Annotated in this window: 18 protein-coding genes and 1 tRNA gene; 7 read left to right on the top strand and 12 right to left on the bottom strand. The window is 61.4% G+C overall.

All coding sequences use genetic code 11. The annotated features are described in order from the left end of the window. Positions 1-21: 21 nt before the first annotated feature. Positions 22-1,314: a UDP-N-acetylglucosamine 1-carboxyvinyltransferase gene (gene murA, locus QTL95_RS10595; RefSeq protein WP_037187543.1), complete on the bottom strand. Its 1,293-nt coding sequence runs from the start codon at positions 1,312-1,314 to the stop codon at positions 22-24. Positions 1,315-1,417: 103 nt separating this feature from the next. Beyond that, positions 1,418-1,612: a hypothetical protein gene (locus QTL95_RS10590; RefSeq protein ID WP_037187546.1), complete on the bottom strand. Its 195-nt coding sequence runs from the start codon at positions 1,610-1,612 to the stop codon at positions 1,418-1,420. Between the two features lie 152 nt (positions 1,613-1,764). Here QTL95_RS10590 and QTL95_RS10585 point away from each other — a divergent pair. Continuing rightward, positions 1,765-1,839 (top strand) — tRNA-Thr (locus QTL95_RS10585). A 93-nt stretch (positions 1,840-1,932) separates the two neighbouring features. Here the strand turns inward: QTL95_RS10585 and QTL95_RS10580 are convergent. Continuing rightward, positions 1,933-3,054: an acyltransferase family protein gene (locus tag QTL95_RS10580; RefSeq protein WP_289719926.1), complete on the bottom strand. Its 1,122-nt coding sequence runs from the start codon at positions 3,052-3,054 to the stop codon at positions 1,933-1,935. A 259-nt stretch (positions 3,055-3,313) separates the two neighbouring features. Here QTL95_RS10580 and QTL95_RS10575 point away from each other — a divergent pair, with 259 nt between their 5' ends. Next, positions 3,314-3,556, top strand: coding sequence for a DUF982 domain-containing protein (locus tag QTL95_RS10575; RefSeq protein WP_289719925.1), 243 nt, complete (start codon positions 3,314-3,316; stop codon positions 3,554-3,556). A 298-nt stretch (positions 3,557-3,854) separates the two neighbouring features. On the opposite strand, the gene QTL95_RS10570 is transcribed toward QTL95_RS10575, so the two are convergent. Together QTL95_RS10570 and QTL95_RS10565 are read right to left on the bottom strand one after the other, a co-directional pair. Continuing rightward, positions 3,855-4,118, bottom strand: a complete 264-nt coding sequence (locus QTL95_RS10570; RefSeq protein ID WP_289719924.1) for a hypothetical protein — start codon at positions 4,116-4,118, stop codon at positions 3,855-3,857. Positions 4,119-4,400: 282 nt separating this feature from the next. After that, positions 4,401-4,673 (bottom strand): BON domain-containing protein, encoded by a 273-nt coding sequence (locus tag QTL95_RS10565; RefSeq protein ID WP_289719923.1) that lies wholly within the window; start codon positions 4,671-4,673, stop codon positions 4,401-4,403. 165 nt (positions 4,674-4,838) lie between these two features. Here QTL95_RS10565 and QTL95_RS10560 point away from each other — a divergent pair, with 165 nt between their 5' ends. Beyond that, the gene (locus tag QTL95_RS10560) at positions 4,839-5,099 is read left to right on the top strand and encodes a hypothetical protein (protein WP_289719922.1); all 261 of its coding nucleotides are present in this window, start codon (positions 4,839-4,841) and stop codon (positions 5,097-5,099) included. A 104-nt stretch (positions 5,100-5,203) separates the two neighbouring features. Continuing rightward, positions 5,204-7,264, top strand: a complete 2,061-nt coding sequence (locus QTL95_RS10555) for an ATP-dependent helicase (RefSeq protein WP_289719921.1) — start codon at positions 5,204-5,206, stop codon at positions 7,262-7,264. A gap of 3 nt (positions 7,265-7,267) precedes the next feature. Here the strand turns inward: QTL95_RS10555 and QTL95_RS10550 are convergent, their stop codons facing one another. The 4 genes from QTL95_RS10550 to mscL form a co-directional block, all read right to left on the bottom strand. Further along, positions 7,268-8,332 (bottom strand): enoyl-CoA hydratase/isomerase family protein, encoded by a 1,065-nt coding sequence (locus QTL95_RS10550; RefSeq protein ID WP_289719920.1) that lies wholly within the window; start codon positions 8,330-8,332, stop codon positions 7,268-7,270. A gap of 108 nt (positions 8,333-8,440) precedes the next feature. Next, a complete protein-coding gene (gene galE, locus QTL95_RS10545; protein WP_289719919.1) occupies positions 8,441-9,475 on the bottom strand; it encodes a UDP-glucose 4-epimerase GalE in 1,035 nt (344 codons plus the stop codon). Between the two features lie 201 nt (positions 9,476-9,676). Continuing rightward, positions 9,677-10,843, bottom strand: coding sequence for a pyridoxal phosphate-dependent aminotransferase (locus QTL95_RS10540; protein ID WP_289719918.1), 1,167 nt, complete (start codon positions 10,841-10,843; stop codon positions 9,677-9,679). Between the two features lie 122 nt (positions 10,844-10,965). Next, positions 10,966-11,403, bottom strand: coding sequence for a large conductance mechanosensitive channel protein MscL (gene mscL, locus QTL95_RS10535; RefSeq protein WP_289719917.1), 438 nt, complete (start codon positions 11,401-11,403; stop codon positions 10,966-10,968). Between the two features lie 208 nt (positions 11,404-11,611). Here mscL and QTL95_RS10530 point away from each other — a divergent pair, with 208 nt between their 5' ends. Next, positions 11,612-15,133 carry a PAS domain-containing hybrid sensor histidine kinase/response regulator gene (locus tag QTL95_RS10530; RefSeq protein WP_289719916.1) on the top strand — a complete coding sequence of 1,174 codons (3,522 nt, stop codon included), beginning with the start codon at positions 11,612-11,614 and terminating at the stop codon, positions 15,131-15,133. On the opposite strand, the gene QTL95_RS10525 is transcribed toward QTL95_RS10530, so the two are convergent. Further along, positions 15,093-15,692 carry a TetR/AcrR family transcriptional regulator gene (locus tag QTL95_RS10525; protein WP_289719915.1) on the bottom strand — a complete coding sequence of 200 codons (600 nt, stop codon included), beginning with the start codon at positions 15,690-15,692 and terminating at the stop codon, positions 15,093-15,095. The genes QTL95_RS10530 and QTL95_RS10525 overlap by 41 nt on opposite strands. Positions 15,693-15,821: 129 nt before the next feature. Between QTL95_RS10525 and QTL95_RS10520 the strand changes: the two genes are divergently transcribed. Beyond that, on the top strand, positions 15,822-17,048 hold the full coding sequence (locus QTL95_RS10520; RefSeq protein ID WP_289719914.1) for an MFS transporter: 1,227 nt from the start codon (positions 15,822-15,824) through the stop codon (positions 17,046-17,048). A 267-nt stretch (positions 17,049-17,315) separates the two neighbouring features. Then, entirely contained in the window at positions 17,316-18,011 is a 696-nt protein-coding gene (locus QTL95_RS10515; RefSeq protein ID WP_289719913.1) for an aspartate/glutamate racemase family protein, read from the top strand. Between the two features lie 76 nt (positions 18,012-18,087). Here QTL95_RS10515 and QTL95_RS10510 read toward each other — a convergent pair whose 3' ends face one another. Next, positions 18,088-18,297, bottom strand: coding sequence for a cold-shock protein (locus QTL95_RS10510; RefSeq protein WP_037187585.1), 210 nt, complete (start codon positions 18,295-18,297; stop codon positions 18,088-18,090). 272 nt (positions 18,298-18,569) lie between these two features. Beyond that, entirely contained in the window at positions 18,570-18,785 is a 216-nt protein-coding gene (locus tag QTL95_RS10505; protein WP_289719912.1) for a hypothetical protein, read from the bottom strand. Between the last annotated feature and the right edge of the window lie 27 nt (positions 18,786-18,812).

Below are 18,812 nucleotides of genomic sequence, written 5' to 3'. Positions count from 1 at the left end.
AAGGGCGAAGCCGCCCTTCCGTTACTCGCTGACGCGCTCGACGATCGCACCGCAGCGGGTCAGCTTCTCTTCCAGACGCTCGAAGCCGCGATCGAGGTGATAGACGCGCGACACCATGGTCTCGCCCTCGGCGGCGAGGCCGGCGATGACGAGCGACACGGAGGCGCGCAGGTCGGTCGCCATGACGGGCGCGCCCTTGAGCCGCGGCACGCCCTCGATCTTCGCCGTCTGGCCCGACAGAGAGATCTTGGCGCCGAGGCGGGCAAGCTCCTGCACGTGCATGAAGCGGTTTTCGAAGATGGTTTCGGTCACGTGCGAAATGCCGCTCGAGCGGGTCATCAGCGCCATGAACTGCGCCTGGAGATCGGTCGGGAAGCCCGGGAAGGGATCGGTGACGATATCGACCGGCTTGATGCCGGCGCCATTGCGACGGATCCGCATGCCGCTGTTGGTCGGCGAAATCTCCGCACCGGCGCGGCGCAGCGTTTCAAGCGCTGTGTCCAGAAGCGCAACGTCGGTGTTTTCAAGCACGACATCGCCGCCGGTCATCGCGACCGCCATGGCATAGGTGCCGGTCTCGATACGGTCAGGCAGGACGCGGTGGCGGGCACCCGACAGCGAGGTGACGCCTTCGATGGTGATGGTGGAGGTGCCGGCGCCCGTGATCTTGGCCCCCATGGCGATCAGGCAGTTGGCGAGATCGACAACCTCGGGCTCGCGGGCGGCATTGCCGATCACGGTCGTGCCGCGGGCAAGCGTGGCGGCCATCATCATGACGTGCGTTGCGCCGACGGAAACTTTCGGGAAGGTGTACCTGGCGCCGATCAGGCCACCCTTGGGAGCGGTGGCGTTGACATAGCCGCTGTCGATATCGAGCGTCGCGCCCAGCGCCGTCAGACCATCCAGGAAGAGATCGACCGGACGCGTACCGATGGCGCAGCCGCCCGGCAGCGAGACACGGCACTGGCCCTCGCGGGCCAGAAGCGGGCCGATGACCCAGAAGGAGGCGCGCATCTTGGAGACCAGCTCATAGGGAGCGGTGGTATCGACGATGGTGCGGCAGGTGAAATGAATGGTGCGCGAATAGGCGTCGTCCTGGCGCTCGCGACGGCCGTTGACTGCGACATCGACGCCGTGGTTGCCGAGAATGCGCAGCAGCTGCTCGACGTCGGCCAGATGCGGCACGTTTTCGAGCGTCAGCGTATCGCTGGTCAGCAACGAGGCGATCATCAGCGGCAGGGCGGCATTCTTGGCGCCGGAAATCGGAATGATGCCATTCAGCTCATTACCGCCGACAATTCTGATACGATCCATGTGCGCTTACGGGCGATGCCCGCCTTTCCTGAAACTCTGTCTTTTAAAAGGATGCGGGTGTAGACGAAATCCGCGGAGGCTTCAATTCGAAGCGGACGGAACATTACGATTCGTCCATTTTTGCGGCGGGTAGTCCATTTGTCTCGTCGGCCTGGCCGGAGCGGCGCGCACGCGTCTGCTGTTTGCGGCGGGAAAGGTTTTCCCGCAATTTTTCGGCCGCCCGATCGCGACGCTGCTGCGCCTGGCGCTCGATGGCCGCCTTGCGGCCCGACTGGGCATTTTCGGTGTCTTCACTCATGCCGCAGCCTTACCCGAAAACGCGACAATCCAAAAGTGGCAACCGCATAATCTGCAAGAAGATGAAATTGCGACTTGCGCTTATCATCCAGCTATGGCAATAGCGCCTCCGTTCACGCAACGCAGCCGGTTCGGTTGCAGCGTCTGGTCCTCGCTGCCGTAGCTCAGTGGTAGAGCACACCCTTGGTAAGGGTGAGGTCGGTGGTTCAATCCCACTCGGCAGCACCAGTTCTCTTCAGGATCACTTCCAAAATCCATTCGTCTTTGCGCGTGTTCCAGATCGGAAACCGCGGTTAGAGCAGGTCGTTCGCGAACTCGGCGTCAGACTGCGGTCGAGCTTGCGGAAAGCGGGTTGTGCCGTCCGAATTGCGATCTGATCCTGGCCACCGGCGTGAACACCAGGCGATAGGAGAGATAAGCGGCGCCAAAGCTGACCGCCATGCCGATCAGAGCATAGATGATCTGGCCCGAGGTTCCGATTTGGTCGGCGAGATCAGGAAAGATCCTTTCGACGAAAAACGGGTATTCCATGTGCCAGAGATAGGTTCCGTAGGAGAGGACCCCGAGCGTGCGCAAAAGCGGCATTTCCAGGATCGGCATCAGCGAGAGTTCGCGTTTGCCGAGATACAGGAAGGCGAAGACCATGAAAAAGCCGATGCCCTGCAACGTGTAGCGGATGGTTTCGCGGAAGACAGGGTCGCGAACCAGGAAGGCGACGAGAAACAGGAGAAGCCCGCCAGTGCCCATGGCCCAGCGCGCGGCTTCGCCAATGCGCCACGGGCGTTGCGCAACGAACGCGAACAAGGCGCCCCAGGCAATCGAGTCGAAGCGTGTTTCCGAGGCCAGGTAGGTATATGGCGTGGACTGGTCCGGAGAACTCCAGTCGAACGACACGATGATCGTACGCCAGACGGGGCACAGAATGAGAATAGCAGCGAAAAAGATCAACCGCACATTCGGATAGCGCGCCAGGACCGCGAATATAGCGGGGAAGGTGATGTAGTAATGTTCCTCCACCGATAGCGACCACAACTGGGTCCATACGGGAATGAAGCCGTCAGGCAGGACGTTTCGCAGAATGATATCAACGTAATTGGTCGTGTAAGTGAGCGCCGCTATCACTTCCACGGGGTTTGGCGGAGCGCCGAGAGCGGAGCGGTAAAGCGTTGACAAGACAAGAAGCACGATCAACTCGGGCATCAACCGCAGGAAGCGGCGAACATAAAATCCCTTGAGCGATACACTGCCGTTACGCCGAAATTCCTGGTGCAGCAGAGTGGTGATCAGGAAACCGCTGACGAAGAAGAATGCCGTCACGCCGAAGCCGCCGGGCACGATGTTGCCGAAGCCGAAATGCGCGAGCATGACCACTGTAACGGAAAACGCCCTCATGGCATTGAGACCAGGAATGTACCTTATTGCCTGGAAATCATACGGCGCCATCGACTTACTCACCCACTCCGACCACCACGAACTTTTCAACCTTTGAAATAACTCGGTCAATTTATACTTTTGCTTGAGCACCCCCTTCGCCTAATACCTTTGACTGCAACTGAAGAGCGATGCGCGTTCTCTTGGCTGCTGTTCTTGACTGTTTACGAGCTTATTAAGTGTCGTTAAAATAAGCTCGTGAGGTCTTTCCGGGAGGAACGCGGAAATAGCTGCCGCGTTATGGAATGACCGACGGAGGAGAATAGAGCGGATGGCCACCGAAAAGTGGAATGACCCGATCAGTGTCGGGTTCGAAAATACCGATGCGCGTACGGTACTTGGTCCGTTCGACGCCCTTGCCTGCCTAGCCGATCTTTGGCCGGATGCGCGTGGTCTTCGCTATCTCAGAGCGAGGAGCGCATGCCGCGCGGCGCTGGATGGCCGTAAGTCGGTGGAAGAGGCCCGCGCGGAATTCGTCGCCGCCGCCGAGGAAGCCAAGCTCAGCATAAACTGAGTAAGCTCGTATCTCGACCGTCGTGAGGCGAACCAAACTGCACCAAATCGGTGCAGGCGCAATTTTCACTTAACTCTTGGCGGAAGTTGCTGGGGGAGCCGGGGACTTAGCTGATTGCCTAACGCTCCATAGCCAATAGAACAACCTCAGCCATCATGATGATGGTCAGAGGCTCGTCACCCTCTGCTTATCAAGCAAGCGAGCCTCGTCGCAAGATTTTCGAAAATTCCCGCATGCAAAGTTCAGGCCGCATCTGAGCAAGGGCGTGATGGGTCGCGTCGGCAACGGTTGACGAAGATCAACAACCGACCGCTTCGCTCTCCGCGACTTCGATGTAACCAACGCCGATAATGGTACCATCAAGGGCGCGAATGAAGGACGGGGTGTAGCGAATATCTCCGGGGGTGCATGAAATCGCGCCGGTGTATTCGTTGATGGCGACCTGTTCCTGGGTCGAGGAAGGATAGCTGCTCGTGGTTTCCAGCGAAGCCGAAGCTGGAACGGCGAAGGCGCCGATGGCCATTGCGAGGGCCGGCATGCCTAGTCGAGGAAGGTATGTCATGCACTTCTCCTCTGTTTTGACTGCCTGTTTCTTGCCGCGTGCCAATGACTGCACGCAGGGGTTACTTGAATACTGTGCGCGCAACGCTCGTTGTAATCGATTCCGACTTTGGAGGTTGAACATCAGCTTAACTAGCGACGCCCGTATTTAGTTCCGCTGAACCAACTACCACCTTTGCATGATTGCTTATTTAGTTATTTCTAATTTTATTATTATTGTTATTTTCCAGGTGCATAATTGTATTTTGGCAGAAGAAAACCGCCCGCCAGCACGCCTTTGCCATCATTGACCTTCCGGTAGGCGGAGCAGTATCCTGCAGTGCACGTATTCCCTGCCGACGACTTGGCCCGCGATCTCGGCAGCACGCTCCACATCCTCCTTGCGAAGAACAAATCCGTCCAGGACGATGTAGGGTCCGAGTACAGCGATCTCGATCTCGCGGGCGTCGAAGCCACCGGCCATCCTCAGCGCGCTTTCCACCGAGGCGCGGGCCGACGCCATGCCGTGGCCGTTGCCATCTCCATGATCGTCCGATGTCTGAAACAGAAGAACCATGACGCATATCTCCAGCGACACTTCCTCCTGTCCAACGCCGCAACGCTCATTTCGTTGCATCGCACGCGTCTCTTGCCGAAGAATTTTCGCGACTGCTAACGATGGCGGTCTTGGCGCCGCATTCGGCGCGCGCATATAACAGGTCGAATCCATCGGAGATCGGGCATGAAAATCTGGATCGCGCTCCTGCCTATCGCGCTACTCGCTGGCTGCTCGACCGACAATACGGCGGAGCTCCAGCCCATACCCGGCAGCATCACCTATCACGGGCAGCCGAGGACGAAGCTGACAAGGTCGCCACCGGGCAGCGTGGTCTATAATTCCTTCTACGATTCGACCGGCAGCAAGCTCAGGGAGACCTACATCCTGCAGCCCGATCGCACGCTGAAGCTCACGCGTCGCGAAGTTGTCCCTGACTTCCCTTGATCTCGGCACCCGCTTCGACTTGACAGCGGAGGCGATCGAGAACATTGAGGGAACGCCTAACATTTCCGCGGGCCGATTCTCCGCGCGAGCAAACGGACGGCCGCATGTATCTCGAAAAACTCAATCCGCAGCAACGCAGCGCCGTCGAACACGGGACGCTGGCTGAAGGCGCGCATGTGGCGGGACCGCTGCTCGTGATCGCCGGCGCCGGTTCCGGCAAGACGAACACGCTGGCGCACCGAGTGGCCCACCTCATCGTCAAGGGTGCCGATCCCCGGCGGATCCTGCTGATGACCTTCTCGAGGCGGGCGGCGGCGGAGATGGCGCGGCGCGTCGAGCGCATCTGCGGCCAGGTGCTGGGCGCCAATTCCGGCATCATGGCGGATGCGCTGGCCTGGAGCGGCACCTTCCACGGCATTGGCGCGCGGCTTTTGCGCGACTACGCCGACCAGATCGGCATCGACCCCGCCTTCACGATCCATGACCGCGAAGACAGCGCCGACCTGATGAACCTGATCCGGCACGAACTAGGTTTCTCCAAAACCGAGAACCGGTTTCCGACCAAGGGAACCTGTCTTGCCATCTATTCCCGGGCCGTGAATTCGGAAACGGAGCTGGGGCCGGTTTTGCGCGATGCGTTCCCTTGGTGCGCCACGTGGGAAAATCAGTTGCGTGACCTGTTCGGCGCCTATGTCGAGGCCAAGCAGAACCAGAACGTGCTCGATTACGACGACCTGCTGCTCTACTGGGCGCAGATGGTCAGCGAGCCGATGATCGCCGCCGATATCGGCAGCCGCTTCGATCATGTGCTGGTCGATGAATACCAGGACACCAACCGGCTGCAGGCCTCCATTCTTCTGGCGCTGAAGCCGGGCGGCCAGGGGCTGACCGTCGTCGGCGACGATGCGCAGTCGATCTATTCGTTCCGCGCGGCGACGGTGCGCAACATTCTCGATTTTCCCGCCACCTTCACGCCGGCGGCCAATATCGTGACGCTCGACCGGAACTACCGCTCGACGCAGCCGATCCTTGCCGCCGCCAATGCGGTCATCGACCTCGCGTCGGAACGCTTCACCAAGAACCTCTGGACCGAGCGGCAATCGGCTCAGCGCCCGCGGCTCGTGACCGTGCGCGAGGAAGCCGACCAGGCGCGCTACGTGGCCGACAAGGTGCTGGAGAACCGCGAAGAGGGTACCAAGCTCAAGCAGCAGGCCGTGCTGTTTCGCGCCTCGCACCATAGCGGTCCGCTGGAAGTGGAGCTGACGCGCCGGAACATTCCCTTCGTGAAGTTTGGCGGGCTGAAATTTCTCGACAGCGCGCATGTGAAGGACATGCTGGCGGCCTTGCGCTTCGCGCAGAATCCCCGCGACCGGGTCGCCGGTTTCCGGCTGATGCAGATCCTGCCCGGTGTGGGGCCATCCACCGCCCAGCGCGCGCTCGATCACATGGCGGAAGCGCCTAGCCCTCTTCTAGCACTTGGTGAAATGCCAGCGCCGCCGCGATCGGGCGAAGACTGGACCACCTTCGTCTCGGTGCTGCAGGAGCTGAAATCCGGCAAGGCCGGCTGGCCGGCGGAGATCGGCCTCGTGCGCGAATGGTATGCACCGCATCTGGAGCGATTGCACGAGGATGCAGCGACACGCCAGGCGGACTTGCTGCAGCTCGAGCAGATCGCCAGTGGCTATCCATCGCGCGAGCGCTTCCTGACCGAGCTGACGCTCGATCCGCCGGATGCCACCAGCGACCAGGCAGGCGTGCCGTTGCTCGATGAGGACTACCTGATCCTTTCGACCATCCATTCCGCCAAGGGGCAGGAGTGGACCAAGGTCTTCATGCTGAATGTCGTCGACGGCTGCATCCCATCCGATCTCGGGGTCGGCAGCAGCGCGGAAATCGAGGAGGAGCGGCGACTGCTCTATGTCGCGATGACCCGCGCCAAGGACGATCTGGACTTGGTCGTGCCGCAGCGCTTCTTCACTCATGGACAGAACGCCCAAGGCGACCGGCATGTCTACGCGTCGCGTACGCGCTTCATCCCGGCGACGCTGCTGCAGTTCTTCGAGGTCGTGGGCTGGCCGCAGGTGAAGTCGGACAGCGCCGCCGCGCAGCAGGCACGGCAGGTGCGGATCGATGTCGGCGCGCGGATGCGCGGGATGTGGCGTTAGGGATCAGAGCGCCAGCGGTGGGCTCGGCGCCACGAAGAACGGTTCGAGCGCGTGCGGATCGACCTCGGCAAGGGTTTCCGGCTTCCAGGCGGGGTTGCGGTCCTTGTCGATGATGGCGGCGCGGATGCCCTCGTAGAAATCGGCACTGTGCAGGATTTGTAGGCAGGCGCCGAGTTCGCGGTTCAGGCATTCGGCAAGATTGCGGCTTTCCCTTCCCTGCCGCAGCAACCGCAGCGTCAGTTCGAGGCTGGTCGGGGAGCGCGTCAGCATCACGCGGCGGGTGTCGGCGGCGAACTCGCCGCTCTCGCCCTCCAGCGCCGCGAGGATTTCAGCAACGCTTGCATGATGGAAGGCGCGCTGGATGAGGTCGATGTTTTGCCTGAGGGGTCCGTGATCCGGCGTGTCGGACAGGTTCTTCAGAACCGCCTCCACATCTCGCGACCTGGCACCCTTCGGCATTTCGGCAAGCGTCTCCACAAGTTCTAAAAGCTGAAAAGAGGCAACCTGCACATCGGCTAGGCCAGCGAAGATCGCATCGCCCGCCTTTACATCGAGGCCGGTGAGCGCCATCCAGGTGCCGATCTCGCCGGACGCGCGCGGAAGCAGCCAGGTGGCGCCGACATCGGGGAAATAGCCGATGCCGGTTTCGGGCATGGCAAGCCGCGTCCGCTCGGTCACCACGCGATGGCGGCCGTGCGCGCCGAGACCGACGCCTCCGCCCATTGTGATGCCATCCATCAAGGCGACATAGGGCTTGGAATAGGTGGCGATACGGTGATTGAGGCGGAACTCCTCGCGCCAGAATGTTTCGGCAAGTTCCGTCTGACCTCGGCCGCTTTCGTGCAGGGCGCGGATATCGCCGCCGGCGCAGAAGCCGCGATCGCCCTCGCCCATGACCACCACAGTGGCGACGCCGTCATCGGCGGCGAAATCATCAAGGGCCACGGCAATCGCCCTGATCATCTCCAGTGTCAGACTGTTCAGCGCGCGCGGCCGGTTCAGGCGGATCAGGCCGGCCGAGCCTCGCCGTTCCACGAGGACGTCGCGACGTTCAGTCATGTCATGCATATCGGGATCCTAACCGCGTATCTGGCCAATCGCTGCGCGGCGATGATCGCGCGCCCAAGAAAACTATCGCGCTCCGGGACTTAGTCGATAGCCTTGCGACGGCAACCGCTAAAAAGACGCGGCGGCAAGGGCGCGGTGGATTCCCTGGAGATCGTCGACGTTGCGGTTCATCAGGAACAGTTCCCAGTCGAGTGCGCTGCGCACGATCGTCTCCAACGAATCGTGCTTCTGTTTCCAGTCGAACGTGCGGTGGGCGAGCGTCGAATCGGCCACGACGCTTGCCGCGTCGCCCGGGCGTCTGGGCGCCATGTGGATCTTGAAAGAGTGGCCATGAACGCGGGTGACCATGTTCAGCACATCGAGTACCGAATAGCCTGATCCGTAGCCGCAATTGGCGACCAGCGAGCCCTTGCCGCTCCGCAGGTGCTGAAGAGCCTTGAGGTGCACGTCGGCCAGGTCTGTGACGTGGATGTAGTCGCGTACGCCGGTGCCGTCATGGGTCGGGTAGTCGATGCCGTAGACATGGATGCCCTCGCGCTTGCCGAGTGCCGCCTCGCAGGCGACCTTGATCAGATGTGTCGCGCCCGATGTCGACTGCCCGGCGCGGCCGGCTGGATCGGCGCCGGCGACGTTGAAGTAGCGAAGGGCGACATAGTTGAAATCGTAGGCCGCGGCGCAGTCGCGCAGCATGAACTCCGTCATCAGCTTCGACTGGCCGTAGGGGTTTGCCGGATTGAGCGTCGCTGTTTCCCTGACCGGGGCGGAGCTGGGCTGCGGACCGTAGACGGCAGCGGTCGATGAAAAGACGACATGGCGTATGCCGGCATTGATGGCGGCGCTGAGCAGCGCCCGCGTCTTTCCGGAGTTGTTGTCGTAATAGGAAAGCGGATCGGAGACGGAGACCGGCACGATGGCGGAGCCGGCGAAGTGGATGATCGCCTCGATATCGTTTTCGATAAAGATCCGGTTCAGGACCTGCACATCGGCGATATCGCCGAGATAGAAGCGCGCGCGATCGGCAACGGCCCAGCGGAAGCCGGTCGAGAGATTGTCGATCACGACGACATCCTCGCCCGCATCCAGCAGTGTCCAGACCATATGGCTACCGATATAGCCCGCGCCGCCTGTCACCAAAATCGCCATGTCCGCATTCCTCACGCCATCACATGCGAGCATCTGACGGCGTTTCTCCTTTCAGAGTCTTCCACTGAAAGGCTCTCAAAGGGCGTTGGGGCGATTAAGTTTGGCGGTGTGGTTAGAGCCCGATTTCGGGCTTTGCTAGAATTTTAGTTATATCCGATCCGGAGACGGAAAACCCGCCGGTCGGGCGGGTTTTCGAGGTCGTCAAAGCTTGAGGATGTGGTCGCAGAGCCTCTCGGCGGCGGTGCGGATCTGCGTGGGGTCTCTCAGGAAGCAGGCGCGCATGAAGAGCTCGCCGCCGGGGCCGAAGGCTGTTCCGGGTGCCAGACCGACGCCCGTCTTGTCGACGATGTCGATCGCGGCTCTGCGGCTGTCGGTGACGCCGTCGATCTTCAGGAAGGCGTAGAGCGCGCCGTCAGGCTTCAGCGTTTGAACGCGGTTGGTTGCTATCAGCGCGTCGCAGAGGATATCGCGGGACTGGCGTGCCTTGTCGATGTTAGACTGCACGAAGGCATCCCCCTCGTTCAGCGCCGCCACCGCGCCGCGCTGCATGAACTGAGCGACGCCCGACGTCGAATACTGGATGAGGTTCTCCAGCACCTGGCCGGTCTGCGGCGGCGCGACGATCCAGCCGACACGCCAGCCGGTCATCGACCAGTTCTTGGAGAAGGAGTTGACGAACATGACCTTGTCGTCGAGATCCATCACATCGAGGAAGGACGGAGCACGATCGCCGGCGAAGTAGTAGCGGGCATAGATTTCGTCGGCGAGAATCCAGAGGTCATGCTTGCGGGCGAGTGCCAGAATCGCAGCCAAATCTTCGCGCGTCGCGGTCCAGCCGGTCGGGTTGGAGGGCGTGTTGACGAACAGCGCCTTGGTCCTGGGGGTGATCGCGGCTTCGATGCGACCAAGATCGACATCCCACTTGCCGCCTTCGAACTGAAGCTGCACGCCGACCGAACGGGCGCCGGCGATCTCCAGTGCCGCGGCGATGTTGGGCCATGACGGCGTTAGGTAGACGAACTCGTCGCCCGGCGAGGTCAGAGCCTGCACAGCAATCTGGATGGCCTGCATGCCGGAGCCGGTGACATAGAAATGCTCGACCGGAAGGGTGATGCCGAAATGGCGCGCGTAGTAGTCCGAAAGCGCCTGACGGAGCTCGGGAATACCGCGCTGATAGGTGTAGAAGGTCTCGCCGCCGGAGAGCGCATCCATCGCCGCCCTGTTGATGAAATCGGGCGTCGGCAGATCGCCCTCGCCGACCCAAAGCGGCAGAAGACCTTCGCGGCCACGGGCATAATTGACGACTTCAACGATCCCGCTTTCGGGCGCCGAGACGGCGCGCGGGCTGAGGCTATTCACGATCGACATGCATCACTCCGGTTTTGCTCTTCATAGAGCAAATGCGAAGGCAAATCCCATGATATTCGATGATGCGCTATCGATTTCAGTGATGGATGAGCCCCGCCTCGCGGCGGGGCTTGAAGCATCGATCAGACGGCCGGGCGTTGGGCGAGGAGGTCGCGGATTTCGGTGAGAAGAGCAACGTCGGCCGGCGGCGGCGGTGCTTCTTCCGGAGCAACCTTCTTCTGGCGCTCCACCTGCTTCTGCAGCGTGTTCACACCCTTGACCATCAGGAAGATGATCCATGCCAGGATGAGGAAGTTGATGAGGACGGTGATGAAGCTGCCGTAAGCGAGAACGGCGCCCTGTGCGCGGGCGGCGGCAAGCGTCGGCGCGTTGACGTTCGAAGACAGGCCGATGAAGTAGTTCGAAAAGTCGAAACCGCCGAAGATAGCGCCGACGATCGGCATGATGACGTCGTCGACGAGCGACTTGACGATGCCGCCGAAGGCACCGCCGATGATGACACCGACAGCAAGGTCCATGACGTTGCCTCGGGCGATGAAGGCTTTGAACTCATTCAGCATTCGCTATGTCTCCCTCTGTTTCAATCCTGCAGTCCATTGTTTTTATTAGCTACATGTCCGATCGAATTATTCAATTGCTAATTAAAGATTTTCGCGGCGGTCTTTGACTTAATGCCTAGAGCGTCCCCAATTTTCAAAGGTCCTGATTTGCCGTAGTCTCGAAGACGCCCGGGAAGAAGCTGCCACTTGCAGTGCGGGCGGAGGGTCAATGCTGCCAGGCTGGGTCATACTCGCATCTGCTTTCGGCTATCTGCTGCTGCTTTTCGCCGTGGCGAGCCATGGCGACCGGCAGCGGCGGATGCTTGGCGCGCCGCAAGGCGGGCGACCGCTGGTCTATTCGCTAAGCCTTGCCATCTACTGCACGTCCTGGACCTATTTCGGCGGTGTCGGACTGGCGTCACAGCGCGGGCTTGAATTCACCGGCATCTATATCGGCCCCATCCTCGTCTTCACGCTTGGCATGCCGGTGCTAAGACGGATCATAGAGTTGGCGAAGGCCGAAAAGCTCACTTCCGTCGCCGACTTCATCTCGGCGCGCTACGGCAAGAACCCCACCGTCGCCACGCTCGTCGCGCTGATCTCGCTTGTCGGCGCCATTCCCTACATCGCGTTGCAGCTGAAATCCGTCTCCAGCGCGGTCACCGCGATGCTCAACCCCTCGGACTACGGTATCGGCAGCGGCAATCTCTATTTCCTCGACCTGCCTTTGATCGTGACCCTTGTGCTTGCCTGCTTCGCGATCATGTTCGGCACTCGGCACACCGACGCGACCGAGCACCAGGATGGGCTTATCCTGGCGGTCGCCATGGAATCCGTCGTCAAGCTGATCGCCTTCCTGACGGTCGGGATCTGCGTCGTCTGGCTGCTGTTCGACGGCCCATCGCACCTCTGGCAAACGGCAATGGAGAACGAGCGGGTGCTGGCGGCCCTGCACTACCAGACGCCGATCAGCCGATGGATCACGCTGATCGTGCTCTCGGCCTTCGCGATCATCATGCTGCCGCGGCAGTTCCACGTGACGGTCGTCGAAAACCGGACGGCGCGGGAATTGCGGCTGGCGGGTTTCCTGTTTCCGGCCTACCTCGTCGTCATCAACATCTTCGTGCTGCCGGTGGCGATCGCCGGCGTGCTCTCCTTCGGTGGCAGCGGCAATGCCGATCTCTACATGCTGTCGCTGCCGCTCGCCAACGAGATGCCCGTCGTTTCGCTGATCACCTTCATCGGCGGGTTTTCCGCCGCCACCGCCATGGTGATCGTCGCATCGGTGGCACTGTCGATCATGGTGTCGAACGACATCGTCATGCCGATCTTCCTGCACCGCAAGCTTGCCGGGCGGGACGGGCAGCGCGACGACTTCGCCAAGACGCTGCTCAATGTGCGGCGGAGCTCGATCTTCGCGGTGCTGCTGCTTGGCTATGCCTATTATCGCTCGACCGACAGCACCACGGGGCTTGCTTCGATCGGCCTGCTTTCCTTTGCCGCCGTCGCGCAGATGGCGCCTTCGCTGCTCGGCGGGCTAATCTGGCGCCGGGCCAATGCACGCGGCGCCGTGCTCGGCCTGACCTCCGGCTTCGTCATCTGGGTCTACCTGCTGTTCCTGCCCTCGCTCGGCGGGCCGGACTACTCCTCCGTCGCCAGCGCCGTTCTCGGTTTTATCTTTCCGGGAACGACGATGTTTACCGCGCCAGACGCCGATCCGCTCGTCAATGCCACCGTCATGAGCCTGCTCGCCAACACGGCCTGTTTCATCGTCGGGTCGCTGACCCGCAATGCGCGGCCGCTCGAGCGGATCCAGGCGGGCATTTTCGTGCGCGGGCAGTCCCGCTCGCAATTCGCCACTCGTGGGTGGAAGACCAGCATCAGCGTCGGCGACCTGAAGGCGACGATCTCACGCTATCTCGGCGAAGAGCGCATGGAGCGCTCGTTCCAAACCTACCAGCAGAACTCGGGCCGCAAGCTGGAGGACGAGCAACCGGCCGACATGGCGCTCGTACATTTTACCGAACAATTGCTCGGCAGCGCCATCGGCTCTTCGTCTGCTCGCCTCGTCCTGTCCCTGATCCTCCAGAAGGCCGAGGATTCCCCGTCCGACACCGCGTGGCTGCTCGACCAGGCAAGCGAGGCGTTGCAGTATAACCAGGACATGCTGCAGACGGCGCTGTCACAGATGGACCAGGGGATCGCGGTGTTCGACAGCTCGAACCACCTGACGATCTGGAACCGCCGCTTCCGGCAGTTGCTCGACCTGCCGGAGAGTGCCGGACAGGTGGGCTTTCCGCTATCGGAGATCATCGCCGTGCTCAGCCAGCGCGGCGACGTGGCGCCGGGCGATGTCGAGCAGACGATGCGCGACGTGCTGACGCTGGACAAGCCGTTCGCGCTGGTGCTCGGCGGTGGCGAGCGGATCATCGAAGTGCGGTCGAACGCCATGCCCGACAAGGGCATCGTCGCGACCTTCACCGACATTACACAGCGCGTGGCGGCGGACCGGGCGCTGAAGCAGGCCAACGAAACGCTGGAGCAGCGCGTGGCCGAGCGCACGGCGGAACTCACGCGCGTCAACCAGGAGCTCGGAGAGGCGCGCGCGGTGGCAGACGAGGCCAACCTCGGCAAGACGCGCTTCTTCGCGGCCGCCGGCCACGACATCCTGCAGCCGCTCAACGCCGCCCGGCTCTACTCCTCGGCGCTGATGGAGCGCATGGCGCAGGCCAATCGCGCCGGGCAGACCGATAGCGGCGCCATCGCCCGCAACATCGATTCGGCGCTGGAATCGGTGGAGACGATCCTAGGCGCGGTGCTCGACATCTCCAGGCTCGATACGGGCGCCATGCGGCCCGCCGTCAGCTCCTTCGCGCTTTCCGATCTGCTGGAGCGCGTCCAGACCGACTTCGCACCGATCGCACGCGAAAAGAACCTGAAGCTGGTGGTGATGCCGACGTCGGTGCGCGTACGCTCGGATCCGAACCTGCTCAGACGCTTGGTGCAGAACCTCGTTTCCAATGCCATCAAATACACGATAACAGGCAAGGTCTTGGTGGGCGCACGACGGTGCGGTCGCCATGTGGTGATCCAGGTGGTGGATTCCGGCATCGGCATTCCACCATCGAAGTTCAAGACCGTGTTCAAGGAGTTCACGCGGCTGGACGAAGGCGCCAAGACGGCGTCGGGGCTCGGGCTTGGGCTTTCGATCGTCGATCGCATAGCCCGCGTGCTGAACCACCCGGTCGAGCTGCATTCGACCCATGGCAGGGGTACGGATTTTCGGATCGTGATGCCGCGCGATCTTTCACCACCCGTAACAGTCGCGGCGAAGCCGGCACTGTCGGACCGCTCCGCACGTAATCTCAAGGGGCTGAAGATCCTCTGCATCGACAACGAACCGCATATTCTCGAAGGCATGCGTCTGCTGATCAGCGGATGGGGCTGCGAGGTGCAATCGGCGGATTCCCTTGCCGCAGTCGGTCTGCTCGATCCACGGCAGGGACCGCCGGATCTTGTGATCGCCGACTATCACCTTGGCGACGGCACCGGCGTGGCGGCCGTGCTTGCGGCGCGCGAGCAGTTCACATCCTATATTCCGGCGCTGATCGTGACCGCCGATCGCACGCCGGAGGTGCGCGCCGAGATCGAGCGCCACGGCATCGGCATCCAGCACAAGCCGGTGCGGCCGGCGGCGCTCAGAGCCTACGTCACCCAGATTTCTGCGCAGAAACGGGCCGCAGCGGAGTAAGCTCGACATCGCAGGCCATCGCGTCACGTACCAGCCCGCGCACATGATCGAGCGTCGGCGCTTCGCCGAAAAGGATGCGATAGACGATGGGAGCGACGACCTTGTCCATGACCACATCGATATCAGGAAAACTCTCGCCGCGCGCACGGGCACGCTCGCCGATCAGCTCCAGTTGCTGCCGGGTGAATTCGAAGCATTTGCAGGGGTTAACGGTGTCCTGCGCCGCCAGCACATCGCGCATCATCTCGCGGCCGATACCTGACGACATCTCTTCGGCATATTGCTCGGCCCAGGCTTCGAGATCGCCGGCGCCGCTGCCCGTTTCCACCGGCAGCATGTCGGGCCGCAGCCGCTCGACCGCCACGTCGGCCAGCAGCTCCTGCAGATCACCCCAACGGCGATAGATGGTGGATGGCGTCACACCGGCCTCGCCGGCAATCAGCGGGATGGTGACTTCGGAACGGTCCACGGTCCGCAACAGATCACGCACGGCCTTGTGGACCGATGCCTGGACCCTTGCACTTCTGCCCCCGGGCCGGAGGCCTTCCTTCACTGCCATGTCTTTGTCCGACCTCCCTAGCCACAGTTCAAAATAGTTCACAGAACCATTAACGCAAATAATTTGCGTTTAGTGTCGCGTATCTCTATAACGGACAAACGCAATAATTTAGCTTTTAGGAGTATATAGATGCTTTCGGATCCGAAATCCAGCGCGAGCGCGACACCCGGCAATCCGATTGGCTTCCACGCCGTCACGCTCGCGACCTTTTTCGGCGCATCCGCGGCACCGACACCGCTCTACCGGATATACCAGGAGAGTTTCGCGGTGACCCCCGTCTTCATCACCGTGATCTTCGCGGTCTATTCCTTCGCATTGCTCGGCGCGCTGCTGGTGGCCGGCTCGATCTCCGACCATCTCGGACGAAAGCCGGTGATCTTTCTCGCGCTGGTGATGGAGATCATTGCCATGTCACTCTTCGTGATCGCTGCCGATGCCAACTGGCTGGTTGTCGCACGCATCGTCCAGGGGCTTGCTACAGGGGTCGCAGGCGCCTCGATCGGTGCCGCACTGGTGGACGTCGACCGGGCGAAGGGGCAGATCGTCAATTCGATCGCGCCGCTGCTCGGCATGGGCTTCGGCGCCATCGGTACCAGCGCGCTGATCCAGTACGGACCGTTTCCCCTGCACCTTGCCTATGCGGTCCTGCTTGTTGCCTTCGTTATCCAGGCCGCGCTTGTCTGGAGCATCGACGAAACCGGCGGCACGCGCGAGGGCGTTTGGGCCTCGTTGAAACCGCGCATCGCGATCCCGCCGCAGGTGCGGCGGCCGCTGGCGCTGGTGACACCCGTCAACATCGCCAACTGGGCGATGGGCAGCTTCTATCTTTCGCTCGTTCCCTCGCTGGTCGCCAGCACAACGGGCAGCCGCGCGCCGCTGACAGGTGGATCCGTGGTGACGGCGCTGATGTTTGCGGGCGCGGTGTCGGTCTTTCTCAGGCGCGGCAAGTCGAGCCTCGCGAACATCACCTTTGGCACGGCGGCGACGACGCTCGGCATCCTGACCGTTGTCGCGGGCGTGCATCTTGCCAGCGTGCTGCTGATGATTGCTGGCACGCTTCTCGCCGGCGTCGGTTTCGGCACCAACTTTCTCGGCACGCTCGGCACCATCATGCCGCTCGCCAAGGCCGACGAGCGGGCGGAACTGCTATCCGCCTTCTACATCCAGAGCTACCTCGCCTTCAGCCTGCCGGCGATCCTTGCCGGATTTCTTGCAAGGAGCCTCGGCTACCAGATGACGACGGATATCTATGCCGTCGCCATCATCGCCGTGACCTTGGCAGGTCTCTTCGGTCTCAGGGCCGACCGGCGGGCCAGCGGCATTAGCGCGACCGCTTGCACTGGCGGTGCCGAGTAAGACTCGGACCTCAAGGCGAGCGCCAGCTGGCAACAGCGTCTGCTGCGATATCGTCGCTCTGCAAGAGCAATTGCTCCTGCGTCGCGTCGGTTGCGAAGCATGGGGCAAGGCTTTAGATTGAGCATATTTCCAGCGAGGTTATCTGGCGCAGAAATGCGCGACCGATCCTGTCGTCGTCCAGCGGATACCGGCGTGCCCCGGTAAGCGCTGTCGAAAATCACGCTCGATCCGCGTGCACGATCCATCGCCAGCTGAGGCTTTTAGAACATGAAGACAATCGGTTTCATCGGCGGAATGAGCTGGGAGAGCTCTTCCGAATATTACCGGATCGTCAACGAGCAGGTTCGCCAACGGCTCGGCGGTGTGCATTCGGCGCGTAGCATCATGTGGTCGATGGATTTCGGAGAGATCGAGAAGCTGCAGCACGACGGTGATTGGGATGCGCTTCGCGAGGAGATGGTGGCGGCAGCCCGCAACCTGGAGCGCGGCGGTGCGGATTTCCTCGTCATCTGCACGAACACCATGCACAAGCTCGCCGCCGATGTTGAAAAGGGCGTGGCGATACCGTTGCTGCACATCGCCGACCCGACCGCTGAAAAGATTCGCGAGGCGGGCTTTCAGCGGATCGGGCTGCTCGGCACCGCCTTCACGATGGAGCAGGATTTCTATACCGGTCGACTGCGCGAGACATTCGGGCTCGACGTGCTGATCCCTGATGACGAAGACCGAGCGACGGTACACAGGATTATTTACACCGAACTCGTTGCCGGCATCGTCAGCGACGCGTCGCGCCAGGCCTATCGGGCGGTGATGAAGCGGCTGGTTGAAAGAGGCGCCGAGGCCATCATCCTCGGCTGCACCGAGATCATGCTTCTGGTCGGCGCGGAAGACAGCACGGTGCCGCTGTTCGATACCACCGAGATCCACGCCTTGGCGGCCGTCGATTTCGCGCTTGCACATTGAAACGAAGAAGGACCGGGAAACGAAAAAAGGCCGGGAGAACCCGGCCTTTCCGATAGTCTTTTCAAGCCTTGAAGACTTAGGCAGCCTGCAGGCGATCCGCAGACATCTTGCCCGAACGCTTGTCGGCAACGAGCTCGTAGGACAGCTTCTGGCCGTCCGTGAGTTCGCGCATGCCGGCGCGCTCAACAGCGGAGATGTGAACGAAAACGTCGGCCGAGCCGTCGTCAGGCTGAATGAAGCCGTAGCCCTTGGTTGCGTTGAACCACTTAACAGTACCAGTGCTCATGACGATATCCTTATAAATCGTACATAGAAGTTACGCTCCGACGCAAATCGAAACGCGATGAAACCGATTTTGGAGGAAGTTCGCCAGGAACGGCACGAATGGCCGCAAGAAAGTCCATCTAGCAAGATCGATGCTTGCCTTGTATGCAACAAATGTGTTCGTGGCAAGGCATCAAGTCAAGCTGCGTGATATGGGCTGAACAACAGCTGAGCAACACCGGACGCCGCCATGCGGACGACGCCCCGTGCGCAGCCATTTATGCACGGAATAGGTTACCCCTCCCGCGCCATGAAATGCGTATTCTCGGATTTCGCCGACGCGGCGTGCGCTTCGAGAATGGCAGCGGCTATCACCTTCCGCAGCTCATAGACGAGTGAACGAGAGCGTTTTCTATCGAGATCCTGCGCCGCCTTGGCAAGGCTTAGTCCTTCGTTCAGAACTATATTGTGAGCGCGCGTCAGCGCCCAGCTTTCAATATCAAGCTGCATGGCTCAATCTCCGCTAAATCATTTAGC

Source organism: Rhizobium sp. S152, from assembly GCF_030380735.1.
GTDB lineage: Bacteria > Pseudomonadota > Alphaproteobacteria > Rhizobiales > Rhizobiaceae > Rhizobium.
The sequence above is the reverse complement of the archived record's forward strand: the minus strand, read 5'-3'. Positions and strand labels throughout refer to the sequence as shown.